At 64.9% G+C, this 16,589-nt stretch carries 15 protein-coding genes and 1 pseudogene; 8 read left to right on the forward strand and 8 right to left on the reverse strand.

Annotation, left to right across the window (positions count from 1 at the left end; translation table 11 throughout):
* The first annotated feature begins 216 nt into the window (after nt 1-216).
* The 5 genes from CCOS865_RS09535 to CCOS865_RS09555 all read left to right on the forward strand — a co-directional run bounded on the left by CCOS865_RS09535 (nt 217) and on the right by CCOS865_RS09555 (nt 6,259).
* Nucleotides 217-849 carry a hypothetical protein gene (locus CCOS865_RS09535; protein WP_119140974.1) on the forward strand — a complete coding sequence of 211 codons (633 nt, stop codon included), beginning with the start codon at nt 217-219 and terminating at the stop codon, nt 847-849.
* Between the two features lie 277 nt (nt 850-1,126).
* On the forward strand, nt 1,127-1,612 hold the full coding sequence (locus tag CCOS865_RS09540; protein WP_119140119.1) for a formate dehydrogenase subunit gamma: 486 nt from the start codon (nt 1,127-1,129) through the stop codon (nt 1,610-1,612).
* Entirely contained in the window at nt 1,606-3,159 is a 1,554-nt protein-coding gene (locus tag CCOS865_RS09545) for a formate dehydrogenase beta subunit (RefSeq protein WP_119140121.1), read from the forward strand. Before CCOS865_RS09540 ends, CCOS865_RS09545 begins: the two co-directional genes overlap by 7 nt.
* Nucleotides 3,156-6,041 (forward strand): formate dehydrogenase subunit alpha, encoded by a 2,886-nt coding sequence (gene fdhF / locus CCOS865_RS09550; RefSeq protein ID WP_119140123.1) that lies wholly within the window; start codon nt 3,156-3,158, stop codon nt 6,039-6,041. Before CCOS865_RS09545 ends, fdhF begins: the two co-directional genes overlap by 4 nt.
* A complete protein-coding gene (locus tag CCOS865_RS09555; protein ID WP_119140125.1) occupies nt 6,038-6,259 on the forward strand; it encodes a formate dehydrogenase subunit delta in 222 nt (73 codons plus the stop codon). The genes fdhF and CCOS865_RS09555 overlap by 4 nt, the downstream gene beginning before the upstream one ends.
* Nucleotides 6,260-6,375: 116 nt before the next feature.
* Here CCOS865_RS09555 and CCOS865_RS28700 read toward each other — a convergent pair whose 3' ends face one another.
* Together CCOS865_RS28700 and CCOS865_RS28705 are read right to left on the reverse strand one after the other, a co-directional pair.
* Complete coding sequence (locus CCOS865_RS28700; RefSeq protein WP_415842620.1) at nt 6,376-7,143, reverse strand: methyl-accepting chemotaxis protein; 768 nt, start codon at nt 7,141-7,143, stop codon at nt 6,376-6,378.
* An 87-nt stretch (nt 7,144-7,230) separates the two neighbouring features.
* Nucleotides 7,231-8,328 (reverse strand): annotated as a pseudogene (locus tag CCOS865_RS28705) (cache domain-containing protein); the annotation flags it as partial.
* Between the two features lie 277 nt (nt 8,329-8,605).
* Between CCOS865_RS28705 and CCOS865_RS09565 the strand changes: the two are divergent.
* Nucleotides 8,606-9,340 (forward strand): IclR family transcriptional regulator, encoded by a 735-nt coding sequence (locus CCOS865_RS09565; protein WP_119140129.1) that lies wholly within the window; start codon nt 8,606-8,608, stop codon nt 9,338-9,340.
* An 89-nt stretch (nt 9,341-9,429) separates the two neighbouring features.
* On the opposite strand, the gene CCOS865_RS09570 is transcribed toward CCOS865_RS09565, so the two are convergent.
* Both CCOS865_RS09570 and CCOS865_RS09575 read right to left on the reverse strand, forming a co-directional pair.
* Entirely contained in the window at nt 9,430-10,749 is a 1,320-nt protein-coding gene (locus CCOS865_RS09570; protein WP_119140131.1) for an MFS transporter, read from the reverse strand.
* A gap of 82 nt (nt 10,750-10,831) precedes the next feature.
* Nucleotides 10,832-11,809: a hydroxyacid dehydrogenase gene (locus CCOS865_RS09575; protein WP_119140133.1), complete on the reverse strand. Its 978-nt coding sequence runs from the start codon at nt 11,807-11,809 to the stop codon at nt 10,832-10,834.
* Between the two features lie 229 nt (nt 11,810-12,038).
* Between CCOS865_RS09575 and CCOS865_RS09580 the strand changes: the two genes are divergently transcribed.
* Both CCOS865_RS09580 and CCOS865_RS09585 read left to right on the forward strand, forming a co-directional pair.
* Complete coding sequence (locus tag CCOS865_RS09580) at nt 12,039-12,713, forward strand: RraA family protein (RefSeq protein WP_119140135.1); 675 nt, start codon at nt 12,039-12,041, stop codon at nt 12,711-12,713.
* 105 nt (nt 12,714-12,818) lie between these two features.
* Nucleotides 12,819-14,009 carry an MFS transporter gene (locus CCOS865_RS09585; protein ID WP_119140137.1) on the forward strand — a complete coding sequence of 397 codons (1,191 nt, stop codon included), beginning with the start codon at nt 12,819-12,821 and terminating at the stop codon, nt 14,007-14,009.
* A 58-nt stretch (nt 14,010-14,067) separates the two neighbouring features.
* On the opposite strand, the gene CCOS865_RS09590 is transcribed toward CCOS865_RS09585, so the two are convergent.
* The 4 genes from CCOS865_RS09590 to CCOS865_RS09605 all read right to left on the reverse strand — a co-directional run bounded on the left by CCOS865_RS09590 (nt 14,068) and on the right by CCOS865_RS09605 (nt 16,576).
* Nucleotides 14,068-14,385 carry a helix-turn-helix domain-containing protein gene (locus tag CCOS865_RS09590; RefSeq protein ID WP_119140139.1) on the reverse strand — a complete coding sequence of 106 codons (318 nt, stop codon included), beginning with the start codon at nt 14,383-14,385 and terminating at the stop codon, nt 14,068-14,070.
* Entirely contained in the window at nt 14,372-14,692 is a 321-nt protein-coding gene (locus CCOS865_RS09595; RefSeq protein WP_167469038.1) for a transcriptional regulator, read from the reverse strand. Before CCOS865_RS09595 ends, CCOS865_RS09590 begins: the two co-directional genes overlap by 14 nt.
* A 114-nt stretch (nt 14,693-14,806) precedes the next feature.
* Nucleotides 14,807-15,277 carry an arsenate reductase ArsC gene (locus tag CCOS865_RS09600; protein ID WP_119140141.1) on the reverse strand — a complete coding sequence of 157 codons (471 nt, stop codon included), beginning with the start codon at nt 15,275-15,277 and terminating at the stop codon, nt 14,807-14,809.
* 15 nt (nt 15,278-15,292) lie between these two features.
* A complete protein-coding gene (locus tag CCOS865_RS09605; protein ID WP_119140143.1) occupies nt 15,293-16,576 on the reverse strand; it encodes an arsenic transporter in 1,284 nt (427 codons plus the stop codon).
* Between the last annotated feature and the right edge of the window lie 13 nt (nt 16,577-16,589).

A 16,589-nucleotide genomic window follows, 5' to 3' on the forward strand; every position in this document is an offset into this window, starting at 1 on the left:
TCGACGTCAAGAACCTACTGGCAATGGGGGAGGTTTCAGCCGAGACAATCGTCGAGATCATTCGCTCATGCAGCGGTGTACATCACAGTTGCAGCCCTCATCACGCAGTCCCGACCGTCGATGTGCATGTGCTCAAGCGGCACGGTGGTACATCAAGTTCTACTTCATCGAGCCGCATACCTGGTTCGTCAGCGTTCACCAGTGAGTACCCTGACCATGCAGATCTTTTTCGAAGGCGACACCGGCAAGGCGCTCTGCGAACGCTGCCAGGCGCTGGTAGACATCCGCTACCAGCGCCGCGATGTGCCGTTCAGCGATGGCCAGGGCGAGGCCAGGGACATCCTGGTCGGCGTGTGCACGGGGTGTGACAGCGTGGTGGCGGTGCCGCCGCAGTCGACGCCGGCGATTCGCGAGGCGCGCAGGCAGCAGCTCAAGTCGATCGAGGCGCGCCTGCCAGCGGTCTACCTCGATGTGCTGGACGCGGCGATGCATGCGGTGAGCAACGATGCTGGCGCCAACCTGCGCAAGCTGTTCCTGGGCTATTACTTCCATGCGCTGGCGCAGGCGGAAGACGCGGCTGGGCTGCAGGCGGTGCATGAGGCCTTCGCCCGCTCGCTGGACGAGCAACTGCGCCAGCGTGACCTGGCCGCGCCAGCGGCCACCCGGCGGCTGTCGATGAAGATCAACGCGCACGTCGCGCAGGACTTTCTGGCGTTGCTGCAGGCCACCCGCATGAGCCAGACCGAGCTGCTCAAGTCGGTGATCGCACGGATCCAGGCCGATGTCTTCGAGGCGCGCGACCCCGCAGTGATCGGCGACCTGCAGCGGCTGGTACACCTGGCCGTGTGAGGCACCAGTGGTGGCGGCCTGCGCGCGCATTGGCGAGGCCGATAGTCGCACCCTTCGTCGGTTTCAGAATGCGCCTGGTCGTTCGTGCACATCCCCTCGGGCGCAGGAGTGCCATGCTGTCAGGATGCCCATGGAGCACGTGCACGCAGAGGCACGGCACAGGGCAAGGAGGCGCCCGCCAACCACCCGCCCGTGAGGTGCGCGGTGCGCCACAGCCGAAGACGCCGGACGTTCGCCTGCCCACGCGCAGCGGTGTCCGTATGCCGAGGTCCGCTGTATGCCTGATGAGACGCTTGACCTGCCCGTGCTCCAGCGTGTGCTGGAGCACCACCGCAACACCCCCGGCGCGCTGTTGCCGATTCTTCATGCGATCCAGGCCGGCACCGGCTATGTGCCCGATGCTGCCGTGCCCGAGATCGCCCACGCGCTGAACCTCAGCCAGGCCGAGGTGCGCGGGGTGATCAGCTTCTACCACGATTTTCGTAGCACGCCGCCCGCGCGGCATACCTTGCGCCTGTGCCGGGCCGAGTCGTGCCAGAGCCGCGGCGCCGAGGCGCTGGCCGCGCAGTTGCGCGAGCAGCTGGGGCTGGATGACCACGGCACCAGCGCCGACGGCGCGCTGAGCCTGCGCCCGGTCTATTGCCTGGGCGCCTGCGCCTGTTCGCCGGCGCTGGAGCTGGACGGCCAGGTGCATGCCCGGCTGACCCCAGAGCGCCTGCGCGCGTTGGTCGAGGGGTGCTTGCAGGAGGTGAAGCCATGCTGACGCTGAGCATCCCTTGCGACTCGGTCGCACGCGCCGTGGGCGCTGATCAACTGGCCCAGGCTTTGACTGACGAGGCTGCACGCCGGCAATTGCCCGTGCAGGTCCAGCGCACCAGCTCGCGCGGCCTGTACTGGCTGGAGCCGTTGCTCGAGCTGGACACCGCCGAAGGCCGCCTGGGCTTTGGCCCGGCTTCGGCCGAAGACGTGCCGAGCCTGCTCGATGCGCTCGCCGCAGATCCGAGTCAGCATCCGCTGGCGCTGGGGCCGGTCGAGCAGATCCCCTACCTGAAGACGCAGCAGCGGCTGCTGTTTGCCCGGGCCGGGATCACCCGGCCGCTGTCGCTGGACGATTACCGCACCCATGGCGGCTTCGAAGGCCTGGCCAAGGCGGCACTGATGGACGGCGCCGACGTGGTCGCCGCAGTGCTCGAGTCCGGCCTGCGCGGGCGTGGTGGCGCGGCGTTTCCGGCAGGCATCAAGTGGCGCACCGTGCGCGATGCGCCGGCGGCCCAGAAGTACGTGGTGTGCAACGCCGACGAAGGCGACTCTGGCACCTTCGCCGACCGCATGTTGATGGAGGGCGACCCGTTCCTGCTGATCGAAGGCATGATCATCGCCGGCCTCGCAGTGGGCGCGAGCAAGGGCTACATCTATGTCCGCTCGGAGTATCCCGATGCCGTGCGCGCACTCAACGAGGCGGTGCTGCTGGCCCGTGAGGCGGGCTACCTGGACGTCACCGGCAGCGGCGTGGCCTTTGACCTGGAGGTGCGGGTCGGCGCTGGCGCTTATATCTGTGGCGAAGAAACCGCCCTGCTCGAATCCCTCGAAGGCAAGCGCGGGATCGTCCGTGCCAAGCCGCCACTGCCCGCGCTGCAAGGCCTGTTCGGCCAGCCGACGCTGGTGCACAACGTGCTCACACTGGCGTCGGTGCCGATCATCCTGGCCAAGGGCGCGGCGTTCTACCGCGACTTCGGCATGGGCCGCTCGCTCGGCACCTTGCCGTTTCAACTGGCCGGCAATATCCGCTACGGCGGGCTGGTCGAGCGCGGGTTCGGCCTGACCTTGCGCGAGCTGGTCGAAGACTACGGGGGCGGCACCGCCAGTGGCCGGCCATTGAAGGCGGCGCAGATCGGCGGCCCGTTGGGCGCCTGGGTGCCGCCCAGCCAGTTCGACACGCCGCTGGACTACGAGGCCTTTGCCGCGCTCGGCGCGATGATCGGCCACGGCGGCGTGGTGGTGGCCGACGACACCCTCGACATGGCCGGCATGGCGCGCTTCGCCATGCAGTTCTGCGCGGAAGAGTCCTGCGGCAAGTGCACGCCCTGTCGGATCGGTTCGACCCGTGGCGTGGAGGTGATCGAGCGCTTGATCGCCAGCACCGATCCGGCCTACCGCGAAGACCAGGCCAACCTCCTGCGCGACCTCTGCGACACGCTGCAGTACGGCTCACTGTGCGCCATGGGCGGGATGACCGCGTACCCCGTGGCCAGCGCGCTCAAGCACTTCCCTGCCGACTTCGGTCTGGCCAGCCCGGAGGCTGCACGATGATCAATTACTTCGATCCCTCCCGTGACATCGACCTCGGCACGCCGGCGCGTGACAGCGCGGTGCAGGTCAGCCTGAACATCGACGGCCGTGCGATCAGCGTGCCGGCCGGCACCTCGGTGATGCGCGCCGCCGCGCTGCTCGGCAGCAACATTCCCAAGCTCTGCGCCACTGACAGCCTGGAAGCCTTTGGCTCGTGCCGCATGTGCATGGTCGAAGTCGACGGCATGCGCGGCTACCCGGCGTCGTGCACCACACCGGTCAGCGACGGCATGGTGGTGCGCACCCAGACCCCACGGCTGGCCGAGCTGCGGCGCAACGTCATGGAGCTGTACATCTCTGACCACCCGCTGGACTGCCTGACCTGTTCGGCCAACGGCAACTGCGAGCTGCAGACCGTAGCCGGCCAGGTCGGCCTGCGCGAGGTGCGCTATGGCTACGAGGGCGACAACCATCTGGCCGAAGCCAAGGACGTCTCCAACCCGTACTTCGATTACGAGCCAAGCAAGTGCATCGTCTGCAGCCGCTGCGTGCGCGCCTGCGAGGACATCCAGGGCACCTTCGCCCTGACCATCACCGGGCGTGGCTTCGAGTCACGGGTGGCGGCGGCGGGCGGTGACGACTTCTTGAGTTCCGAGTGCGTTTCGTGCGGTGCCTGCGTGCAGGCCTGCCCGACGGCGACCCTGACCGAGAAGAGCCTGGTCCAGATCGGCCAGCCGGAACGTGCGGTGATCACCACCTGCGCCTACTGCGGTGTGGGCTGTTCGTTCCGTGCGGAAATGAAGGGCGAGCAGTTGGTGCGCATGGTCCCGGACAAGAACGGCGGCGCCAACCATGGCCATGCCTGCGTCAAGGGCCGCTTCGCCTGGGGCTACGCGACGCACCCGGACCGCATCACCAAACCGATGATCCGCAAGCATATCGACGACCCCTGGCAGGAGGTCAGCTGGGACGAGGCGGTCACCTATGCGGCCAGCGAGCTGCGCCGCATCCAGCTCAAGTACGGGCGTGATTCCATCGGCGGCATCACCTCCAGCCGCTGCACCAACGAAGAGGCCTACCTGGTTCAGAAACTGGTGCGCACGGCGTTCGGCAACAACAACGTCGACACCTGCGCGCGGGTCTGCCATTCGCCCACCGGCTATGGCCTCAAGCAGACCCTGGGTGAGTCGGCCGGCACTCAGAGTTTCGATTCGGTGATGCAGGCCGACGTCATTCTGGTGATCGGCGCCAACCCGACCGACGCCCACCCGGTGTTCGGCTCGCAGCTCAAGCGCCGTTTGCGCGAGGGCGCCAGGCTGATCGTCATCGACCCACGGCGCATCGACCTGGTCGACTCGCCGCATGCCCGCGCCGAGCTGCACCTGCAACTGCGCCCCGGCACCAACGTGGCCATGCTCAACGCGCTGGCCCATGTGATCATCACTGAAGGGGTGCAGGATCAAGCCTTTATCGATGCCCGCTGCGAAGGCGCGGATTTCGCCCGCTGGCGCGAGTTCGTCAGCCTGGCGGAAAACGCGCCCGAAGCCCTCGGGCCGGTCTGCGGTGTGCCCGCCGAGCAGATCCGCGCCGCCGCGCGGCTGTACGCCAGCGGCGGCAACGCGGCGATCTACTACGGCCTTGGCGTCACCGAGCACAGCCAGGGCAGCACCGCCGTGATGGGCATCGCCAACCTGGCCATGGCCACCGGCAACATTGGCCGCGAAGGGGTAGGGGTGAACCCGCTACGCGGGCAGAACAACGTGCAAGGCTCGTGCGACATGGGCTCCTTCCCGCACGAACTGCCGGGCTACCGGCACATCTCCAACGAGGCCGTGCGCGCCGAGTTCGAGCAGGCCTGGGGCGTGACCCTGCAGCCTGACCCGGGCCTGCGCATCCCGAACATGTTCGAGGCGGCGCTGGATGGCAGTTTCAAGGCGCTCTACTGCCAGGGCGAGGACATCGCCCAGAGCGACCCCAACACCCAGCACGTCACGGCCGCACTGCGCGCCATGGAGTGCGTGGTGGTGCAGGACATCTTCCTCAACGAGACGGCCAAGTTCGCCCATGTGTTCCTGCCGGGCAGCTCGTTCCTCGAAAAGGACGGCACCTTCACCAACGCCGAACGGCGCATCTCGCGGGTGCGCAAGGTCATGGAGCCACTCGCCGGCAAGGCCGACTGGGAAGCGACCGTGGCCCTCGCCAATGCCCTGGGCTACCCGATGGACTACCGGCATCCGTCCGAGATCATGGACGAGATCGCCCGCCTGACGCCGACCTTCCACCGGGTCAGCTACGCCGAGCTCGACCGCCACGGCAGCCTGCAATGGCCGTGCAACGACGCCGCGCCCGACGGCACGCCGACCATGCACATCGACCAGTTCGTGCGCGGCAAGGGGCGCTTCATGCTGACCGGCTATGTGCCCACCGACGAGAAGGTCAACAGCCGTTATCCGCTGCTGCTGACCACCGGCCGGATCCTCAGCCAGTACAACGTCGGCGCCCAGACGCGGCGCACCGAAAACGTCGCCTGGCATGCCCAGGACCGCCTGGAGATCCACCCCAGCGACGCCGAAAGCCGCGGCATCGTCGACGGCGACTGGGTCGGTATCGGCAGCCGCGCCGGGCAGACCGTATTGCGTGCCCTGGTCAGTGCGCGGGTGGCGCCGGGGGTTGTCTACACCACGTTCCACTTCCCCGAGTCGGGCGCCAACGTGATCACCACCGACAACTCCGACTGGGCCACCAACTGCCCCGAGTACAAGGTCACGGCGGTGGAGGTGGTGCGGGTCACCCAGCCGTCGCAGTGGCAGCAGCGCTATCAGGCGTTCAGTGATGAACAGCGCCGGTTGCTCAAGGAGCGGCGCAACAGCGAGCAACCCGAGACTGTCGAGGTACGCCGATGAGTGCCGACAACCTGGTCAAGATGGCCAACCAGATCGCCCATTACTTCGACAGCGAGCCCGACCGGGCGCTGGCGGTGCAGGGGGTGAGGCAGCATTTGCAGAACTTCTGGACCCCCGCGATGCGAAGGCAGATGGTCGAGTGGATGCAGGCCAATCCGGGGGAGGGCGTGGATGCGCTGGTGCGCGAGGCATTGGCGATGTCAACGCCGGTGGCTTAGCTGCAATGGCCCCGTCAACGGCTGATTGAATCTCCCACACAACCCCGCTGACTGTGGGAGCGGCCTTGTGTCGCGAAAGGGGCGCAACGCGCCCCCAGCGATGCGCCTGACACCCCTCAGGACTTGAACCGCCCCACCAGCCCATTGAGCTCCTGCGACAGCTGCGACAACCGCCCGGAGTCCTCCTGCGCCGAGTTGGCCAGCCCTTCGACCAGGCGCGCCTCGTCGTAGATCTGCTGGATATGCCGGTTGATCTCCTCGGCAACGCTGTGCTGCTCTTCTGCCGCCGCCGAGATCTGCAGGTTCTGGTCGCGGATCTCGTTGACCGACAACTGGATGCCTTCGAAGCTGTCGCGCGCATTCTCGATCGACGACACACTGGCCCGTGACAGGTCGAGGCAGCTTTCCATCTTCTGCGACACCTCCTGGGTCTTGCTGCCCAGGGTGTTGAGCAACTGGTCGATCTCCCCGGTCGAGTCGGAGGTGCGTTTTGCCAGGGCCCGCACTTCGTCGGCGACCACGGCAAAACCACGGCCCTGGTCACCGGCCCGCGCCGCCTCGATCGCGGCGTTCAACGCCAGCAGGTTGGTCTGCTCGGCGATCGCGCGGATGGTGCCGAGGATCTGGTTGATGCTGCGGCTGCCTTGTTCCAGCTCGACCATGGCCTGCGACGACTCGCTCAGGCGACTGCCCAGGCGATTGACGTTCTCGGTGGTCACTTCGATCTGCTGTTTGCCTTCGGCGACCCGGCGATGGCCGTTTTCTGCGGCATCGGCGGCACTGCTGCACGAGCGGGCGACTTCGTTGGCGGTCGCGACCATTTCGTTGAAGGCGGTGGACACCAGCTCCACCGCTTCACGCTGGCGGCCGGCCGCTTCGTTCATGTTGCTGGCCACCTCGCTGTTGACCCGCGAGGCGTCCTGCAGGTTGCTCGAGGCCGCACCGATACGCTGGATCAACTGGCGGATCGCGGCCAGAAACTTGTTGAACCAGCCCGCCAGCTCGGCGGTTTCATCCTTGCCCTGGACGTCGAGGTCACGGCGCAGGTCGCCTTCGCCCTCGGCGATCGACTGCAGGCCGACGCTGACCTGGCCAATCGGTTTGACGATGACCTTGGAGAACGCTGCCGCCACCAGGCCAAAGACAATCACCAGCAGGGTGACGATGACCGCCGTCAGGTAGGTCATGCGGGTGGCCGCGCTCATCACTTCCTTCTGTTCGATCAGGCCGATGAAGCGCCAGCCCAGGCCGGGCGAGGTCCAGACGTTGGCCATGTAATGGACCCCGTCGATCTCCACTTCGGTCGAACCCTGGGGGGTGGCCGCGAGCTGCGCATAGGGCGCGCCGAGGTCCTTGAGCTGTTTGAAGCTATGGCTGGCGTCGCGTGGGTCGACCAGTACGGTGCCGTCCTCGACCAGCATCACGTAACCGCTTTCACCGAGCTTGATGCTCTTGATCAGTTCGGTGAGGTTCTTCAGCGAAACGCTGACGACAAACACGCCCTTGGCCTTGCCGGCTTCGTCGAGCAACGCCCGCGCCGTGCCGACCAGGGCCACGTCATCCTTGTCGTAGTAATAGGCCGCCGTGCGCACAGTCTTTTGCGGGCTGGCCATGGCGGCCTTGTACCAGGGGCGGGTACGCGGGTCGTAGTTGGCCAGTTGCGGATCGTCTGGCCACTTGGCGTAGCTGCCGTCCTCCAGGCCGATGGACAGGATCGCCGCCGCCGGGTGGGTAGCGCCATAGCGGGCAAAGTTATCGATTACCTGTTGCGCGGCGGCCGGCATGGGATGCTTGGCAGCGTCGGTACCGATATAGTGTTTTAAACTTGTAACGGAAGTGTATACAGGATCTGCGGACAACTGATCGACGTTCTGCGAAGTGCCATCAAAGAACTGCCGCATGTTGCCGTCGATCTGGCGTATTTCACGGGTACTGCCATCCACGAATTGATCGACGGCATCGGCGCGAGTATTCAACACAGAGATGACGCCGACCAAGGTAACCGGGATAAACGCCACGAGTACGAAGGCAAGTATCAGTTTGTTTTTTATTTTCATCGTCACGACCATCCATGTGAGAGAGAGGCAAATGGCCGGTCCGAATCGGTAATGGCGACCTGCTATCTATTCTGTTTCGGCGGGTCGAATATAAAGCTTTAGAAAGTATTTCGTGTACAAAAAAATCATTGATTGTTTTTTAGGCTCATCGGTCGTACATACTCGCCGAGTACTCGCGCGGTGACCCAATGACCGCCAGGATGGCGGGGACTATCAGGTTGTCGGATAATGGCCGATCCTGGCCCTGACACAGGCTTCCCGATGGGCCCCAGTAGATGAGGTTTCTCCGATGGTAAAAGCGCGGCCGCGTCCAGCGGTAAATGGTGTGGCTTCGGCCGACCGTGTCTTGACCGTGCTCACGGCGTTCCAGGTTGGCGATGCGGCATTGAGCCTGGTGGAGCTTGTCGAACGCACGGGGCTGATCAAGAGCACGATCATGCGCTTGATGGTTTCGCTGGAAAATCATGGCTTCATCACGCGCATGGCCGATGGGCGATACCAACTGGCCAGTGAAATCATGAGGCTCAACGCGGTTTATCAGGAGGGGCTCGACCTGGAGCGCCATGTGATGCCCAGGTTGCATTACCTGTCGGAGCAGAGCGGCGAAACGGCTTCGTTCTACGTTCGCCATGGTGCCTACCGCATGTGTCAGTACCGGGTGAACTCCTCGCATCGCCTGCGGCTCAACCTGCAGCCGGGTGATATGCGCCCGATGGATGAAGCTGCCGGCGCCCAGGCACTGCGCGCGCCCTACCAGGTCGGCATCGCACTGGAAAAACCGTACTACTCCTGTGGCGCGACCGATCCTCACGCCGCTTCGATCGCCTTGCCGATTTACGGTGCCCAGCAAGAGCTGATGGGTGCCCTGGTGATTTCCGGACCCGCGAGCCGGCTCACGGCAGACACCGCAGATACCTTGAAAGACGTGTTTTTCGACACCGCACGCGAGCTGATGCGCAGCCTGGGGTTCAAGTCGGCGGAGACCAAGCCCACCGCCGTCGCGCCAGGAACCGCTGCTGGCTGACGGCTCGGCGCCCTTGAGATGGCGCCGAGCTAGTGGGTAAACGCAGCGAAGCCCACGTTCCAGGGGCCGTGGGCTTCGCGTTCATGGCATCACTTGGCGCCGAGGGGTTCGGCCTGTTCGCGCTGGCGCTTACGGCCGATCACCAGCACCATGGCTCCGGCGAGGGTGCACAGCGCCGCCAGCGGCATCAGGGCCAGGGCATAGCTGCCGGTGGCATCGTGAATGGCACCGTAGGCATTGACCATGATGCCGCCGCCGATCAGGTTGGCCATGGCGCCAACCGCAGCCAGCCCTGCCGCAGCGGTAGAGGACGACAGCCAGCCGGAGACCAGTGCCCAGAACGGCCCCTTCATCGAGTAGGCGCCGATCAGGACCATGCTCAGCATCACCACCGTGGCAGGCAGCGATGACGTGAACAACGTCATCAACAGCCCGGCGGCGATCAGCAGCAAGGTCATCGCGGTATGCCAGCGGCGTTCACCGGTACGGTCCGAGCTGCGCCCCCAGAGGATCATCAGGACCGACGCGATGCCGTAAGGAATGGCGTTCACCAGGCCGATCTCCATGGCACTCAGGCCAAAGGTCTTGAGCAACTGAGGCGCCCACACGCTCATGGTGCTGCCCGCCGCGGAAGCGCCCGAGTAGATCAACGCCAGTACCCAGATATCCTTGTGCCGCAGCAGCTTCCACAGCGACATGTGGCCGATGGCGGTTTTTCTCGATGACTCTTCGGCGAGGCGCTTGATCAGCCAGCTGCGCTGATCGTCGGCCAACCATGTTGCCTGCTCGGGGCGGTCGGTCAGGACGAACAGGCAGGCAATCCCCAGCAGCACCGCGGGGATGCCTTCGATGATGAACAGCCAGTGCCAGCCGCGCATGCCCATCCAGCCATCCAGGCTCAGCAGCAGGCCAGACAGGGGCGAGCCAATGAAGTTTGCCGCCGGGATCGCCACCATGAAAATCGCCACCATGCGCGCCCGGTAGGCCGAAGGCAGCCAGTAGGTGAGGTACAGCAGCACGCCAGGGAAGAAGCCCGCCTCGGCGGCGCCTAGCAGAAAGCGCATCACATACAGCGAGTTGGCGCCCTCGACAAAGGCCGTGCCGGCTGAAATCAGGCCCCAGGTGACCATGATTCGGGCGATCCATAGACGTGCGCCGTACTTTTGCATGGCCAGGTTACTGGGCACTTCAACCAGGAAGTAGGCAAAGAAGAACAGGCTGCTGGCGAAGCCGAACACCTTGGCCGTGAGCCCGAGGTCTTCGTTCATCTGCAGCGACGCCATGCCGATGTTGCCGCGGTCGATGATCGCGATCAGGTAGCAGATGATCAGGAAGGGCAGGATGCGCCAGGCGACGCGGCGCATGGTGCTGCGCTCGAGCTCGCTGACGCTGGGAGTTGCTGAAGTCATGAGGCTCTCCAATTGTTATTTTTTCTGGAGTATCGCGTTGGGCACACGGCCCTTTGCGTAAAGGGCACGTGCAGGCGTCTGGTCAGCTGTCGAATAGGTGCCGGTTGACCACGCAGCGCGGGTCCAGCGGCGTGCCGGCCCATACATCGAAGACCTGGCGCAAGGCGACCAGGCCTACCCGGTCGCGCGCCTCGGAGGTGTTCGCCCCTACATGAGGGGTGGCGACAAGTGTTGGCAGGCCCCAGAGCGGGCTGTCGGCAGGCGGCGGCTCAGGGTTGAAGGTGTCCAGGCCGGCACCGGCAATCGTACGCTCGCTCAGCGCTTCGACCAGCGCCTGGGTATCGACCAGTTCACCTCGAGCGGTGTTGATCAGGATGCTGCCAGGGCGCATGCGCTGGAGTTGAGCGGCGCCAATGAGGTTGTGGTTCGCCTCGGTCAACGGGCAGTGCAGGCTGATGATATCGCTATCGGCCAGGAGCCGATCGAAATCTTCTTCGCGCTGCACATGGTCGCGTTGCGGCAGCTGCTGCAGGTACGGGTCATAGACCTTCACCGTCATGCGCAGCGGCGCGACCAGGTCCATCAGGATACTGCCGATCGAACCCAGCCCGACCAGGCCCAAGGTCTTGCCAGACAGCTCGATGCCGTTGGCCGAGGACTTGTCCCAATGGCCGTCGCGCAGGCGTGCATCGAGCAGGGCAGTCTGCCGCGCGACGCTGAACATCAGCGCAAAGGCGTGTTCGGCAACCGATTGCGCGTTGGCGCCTACCGCAATGCTGACCGGTATCCCGTGTGCGGCGGCAGCCTGGATGTCGATGGTGTTGTAGCCCACACCGTGCTTGGCGATGACCTTGAGCTTGGGCGAGGCCTCGATCATGGCGCGTGTCAGCTCGCCCTGGCGCACGATGATCGCATCGGGCTGCTCGCGGCGGATGATCGCCTCGAGCGCTTCGGCGGGCAGGTACGGCGTGGTGGGGATCACCCGGACACCTTCGCTGGCGGCCAGGCGCATGGCATCCGCGGCGAGCTCGGGCCCGGTGAGCAAGAGGGTTCTGGTCATGTTCGGCACCTTGTTGTTTTGTGTGTTGCTGACCTCGAGGCTCGACGGTCAAGACGGGCTAACACTAACCGTAGTGAAACGACGTTGCAATATGCGTGGTGTTTTCATTTTTTGATGCCGATGAAAGGTGTTTTTACGCTATTGCATTCTATAAAATGAAATGCAATTCTGAAAAAACGCTTAGGCACTGCGCCGGCGCCATCGAATAACAGCAAGAGAGGTAGGTCACATGAGCATTGGGTTCAGGGTCTTGGAGCGAGCGCGCAAGGTCGATGCCGACTGGGTTTCGCGTTACCGGGAGGTGCCGGTGGCTAACGTCAGCGACTCCATGCACCGCATGACGGCCGGTGGCGCCACGCTCCGTCCAATGCACCGCAAAGGCGTCCTGGTCGGGCCGGCACTGACCGTCAAGGCGCGCCCGGGTGACAACCTCATGCTGCACCACGCACTGGACATCGCTCAGCCAGGTGACGTGGTGGTGGTCGACGCCGGTGGCGATCTGTCCAACGCGTTGATCGGCGAAATGATGGTCGCCTACGCCATCAAGCGTGGCGTGGCAGGCATCGTGATCAACGGTGCGATTCGCGACGCCGCAGCGATCGGCGCGGGTGATTTCCCGTTGTTCGCGGCGGGCATTTCCCACCGCGGCCCGTACAAGGACGGCCCAGGCGAGGTCAACGTGGCGATTGCCATCGATGGTATGGTGATCGAGCCGGGTGACCTGATCATCGGCGATGACGACGGCCTGCTGTGCGTGCCGTTCGACCAGGTCGGCGAGGTCTATGACCGCGCCGCTGCCAAGCACGCCGCTGAGCACAAGCAACTGGATCAGATTGCTCAAGGCACCAACGACCGTAGCTGGGTGTTGGCGTCACTGAAGGACAAAGGCTGCCTGCTGCCCTGATGCCTCGTTGCCGAGGCCTGGGCGAGCACGGCACACCCGCTGACTAGCAGGAGTACAGGCTTGCCCGACCGCACCTCAACGCGCATCCGCCGATGGCCCGCCTCTGTGCGGGCCTTGGCACATCAGGACTTTCAGATTTATTTTGCCGGGCAGGCGGTGTCCACGCTCGGTAAGTGGGTGCAGCAAGTCGCGTTGTCCTGGCTGGCCTATCACCTCACCGGCTCGGCGATCCTGCTCGGCACCATCGCCTTCGTCAGCCTGGCGCCGCAACTGCTGATCGGCCCGCTGGCAGGGGCCTGGACCGACCGGCATGACAAACGGCGCTTGCTGATCATCGTCCAGACGATCCTTGCCCTGCAGTCGTTGACGCTGGCAGTGCTGGCTTACCAGCACTGGCTGAACGCCACGACGATCACCCTCATGGCCTTGCTGCTGGGCCTGCTCAACGCCCTGGAAACGCCGCTGCGTCAGGCCTTGATCGCAAGCTTCGTGCCGCAGCCGGCCGACCTTCCCAATGCGCTGGTGCTCAACGCGATGCTGATCAATGCGGCGCGCTTCGTCGGCCCGCCGCTGGCGGGGGCGTTGATTGCCTCGGCGGGGGAGGCGGGGTGCTTCCTGCTCACCGCAGTGGCCTTTGGCGGGCTGCTGGTCGGCTTGTTGAACGTGCGTGGCAGCCCAACCCCAAGAGCGACGGGATCAACCGGCGAGGTGTTTCGCGAAGGCCTGCGCTACTTGTGGCAGACGCTTGAGGTGCGGCGTTTGATGGTCAGTGTGGTGATCGTCAACCTGCTGGCCTCCTGTTACACCGCGCTGCTGCCGGTGGTGGCCAAGAGCGTTTATGCAGGGGATGCGCGCACCCTCGGTTGGCTGTGGGGGGCGGCTGGCGCGGGCGCGTTCGTGGCCACCCTGGTGCTGGCGGTGAGTGGCTCGGCGTCGCGCCTGCAGCGGTTCATTCTGGGCGGGGCGTTGCTGTGTGCGCTGGGCTTGCTCGGCCTGGCCGTGCCCGCGCCCCTGTGGTTGGCGTTGTTGGCGCTGGCGGTACTCGGGTTCGGCATCACGGTAAGCAACGTCAGCACCAACATGCAGCTGCAGAGTGGCGCGCCGAGTGCACTGCGGGGGCGGGTCATAGCGTTCTACATCGCCTTGCGCTTCGGCTTCGAAGCGATCGGCGGGCTGCTCGCCGGGGTGCTGGCGGCCCAGTTCGGGGCACCGATGACCCTGGGCATCGCCGGTGGCGCGTTGTTGCTGCTGACCCTTGCTCGGCAGCTGGCGAGGCGAGCCCCAGTGAAAGAGTGAGCGGGTAGGTGACTTTTGGAAATCGCTCAATACCGGGCCTGTGCTGAAGGCAAATTCCCTATTGCTGACCTTGCAGGACTTCGCGAAAAACATCAGGTCGAGAGGCCGCAATATGAAGCAGCGAGCGCGCGGCTCCGGAAGGTGCTCGCCGACCTTGCTCCCACTCTTGCAGGGTGCGCACCGAGACACCCAGCAATTCAGCGAACTTGGGCTGCGAGAGCCCGGTTTTACTGCGTGCCTCGGCTGCCGCAGTCACTTCGACCTGATGCACAGCGCCAAAACGACCGGCCTTGACATCGCGTATGGACTGCAGCAGCTCGTCGCCAATGTTGCGTTTGGCATCGCGCTGCATGAGTTCTTTTTCAGTCAGGGGCATGGTCCAGCTCCTTCGCAATCTTGCGTAGTACATGTGCGGGTATGTTGACGGTGGCGCTTTTGCAATAAACGAGCAGGGCAACCAGAGTGCCGTTGGCGAGCTGGGCGGTGTAAATCACCCGGACAGCGCCTCGTTTGCCCCTCCCATCCAGGCTCCAGCGCACCTTGCGGCATCCTCCCGAGCCCGGAATGAGCACCCCAGCGTCTGGATCGCTGGCAAGGTATGACATGAATATGCCGTGTTCTTCCGTGGTCCAGTAGTCAGGCCACTGCTTCGAAAAAAGTGGCGCTTCGATTATTGTCAGCATACCTCATCCCTACGTCGATGACGTAGGTATTCTGCTTTCAGGGGCTTTCACAAGGAAGCAATAGGTTGTTTCGGGCGGTTGCCAAGCCTGGGCGCCAGCAATGGGTTCTACAAGTCAAAGCGTGCCGATGCGTTCGAGTTCACGCGTGAGCGCGGCGCTGTCGAGTCGATCGAACGGCAGGGCGAAGAAGGCCCGGCAACGCCGTTCGATATGCGCAAGGGTGGCGTCGAATGCGCCTTCGATAGCGGCGTCACTGCCGTGAACATCCGAGGGGTCTTCAAGCCCCCAATGCGCCTTGAGCGCCGGGCCGAAATACACCGGGCAGGCCTCGCCAGCCGCGTTGTCACACACCGTGATGACGATGTCTGGCGGGTTGTCGGCAAAGGCATCGTTGCCCTTGCTCGACAGCCCGGCGGTCGAGATGCCGGCGTGCTCCAGCGTGGTCAGGCTGCGCGGCAGTACCTGGCCCCTGGGAAAGCTGCCGGCGCTCACGGCCGTAAAACCGTCAGGTGCCAGGTGATTGAACAGCGCTTCGCTCAGAATGCTGCGGCAGCTGTTGGCGGTGCACATGAACAGGACACGCATGGTGGACTCCACAAGTCAGAGGCTCAGGCGCAAGGCCAGGGCAGAAAGGGTGACAAGCAACACCGGCAACGTCAGCAGGATGCCGACCTTGAAGTAGTAGCCCCAGGTGATCTGCACCCCTTTGCGCGCCAGCACGTGCAGCCAGAGCAGCGTGGCCAGGCTGCCGATCGGGGTGATCTTCGGGCCCAGGTCGCAGCCGATCACGTTGGCGTAGATCATCGCTTCGCGGATCACTCCCTGGGCGTCGCTGGCATGGATCGACAGGGCGCCGATGAGCACGCTGGGCAGGTTGTTCATCACCGACGACAGCAGCGCCGCGATCAGCCCCGTGCCCAGCGTCGCGGCCCACAGGCCCTGATCGGCGAGCCGGTCGAGCACTCCGGCGAGGGCGTCGGTCAGGCCGGCGTTGCGCAGCCCGTAGACCACCAGGTACATGCCCAGCGAGAACACCACGATCTGCCACGGCGCCTCGCGCAGCACCCGGCGGGTCGAAATCACATGGCCACGGGCGGCCACCGCGAACAGCACGGCGGCGCACACGGCAGACACAGCGCTGACCGGGACCCCCAGCGGTTCAAGGATGAACAGCCCGGCGAGCAAGCCGACCAGCACCACCCAGCCGACCCGAAAGGTCGCCCGGTCGCGGATGGCCAGGGCGGGGTGCTTCAATTCGTCCAGCGCATAGCGCGCCGGGATGTCGCGGCGAAAATACAGCCACAGCACCAGCAAGGTCGCCGCCACGGCCGCCAGGTTCACCGGCAGCATGACCAGCGCGTACTGGTTGAAGCTGATGCCGAAGTAATCCGCCGAGACGATGTTCACCAGGTTCGACACCACCAGCGGCAGGCTGGCGGTGTCGGCGATAAAGCCGGCGGCCATGACAAAGGCCAGGGTCGCGCCGGGCGAGAAGCGCAGGGCGATCAGCATCGACATGACGATCGGGGTCAGGATCAACGCCGCGCCGTCATTGGCGAACAGCGCCGACACCGCGGCCCCCAGCAGCACGATGAAGGCGAACAGGCGCCGGCCATCACCCTTGGCCCAGCGCGCCACGTGCAGCGCCGCCCACTCGAAGAAGCCGGCCTCGTCCAGCAGCAGGCTGACGATGATGATGGCGATGAAGGTGGCGGTGGCGTTCCAGATGATCGCCCACACGGCGGGGATGTCGTGCAGTGACACCGCGCCGACCAGCAGGGCGAGCAGGGCGCCGAGGCTGGCGCTCCAGCCGACGCCGAGGCCTTTGGGCTGCCAGATGACCAGTATCAGGGTAAAGACGAAGACAGCGACGGCAATCAACATGTCAGAGGGCCCG

The sequence above is a fragment of the Pseudomonas reidholzensis genome (assembly GCF_900536025.1).
Taxonomy (GTDB): Bacteria; Pseudomonadota; Gammaproteobacteria; order Pseudomonadales; family Pseudomonadaceae; genus Aquipseudomonas; species Aquipseudomonas reidholzensis.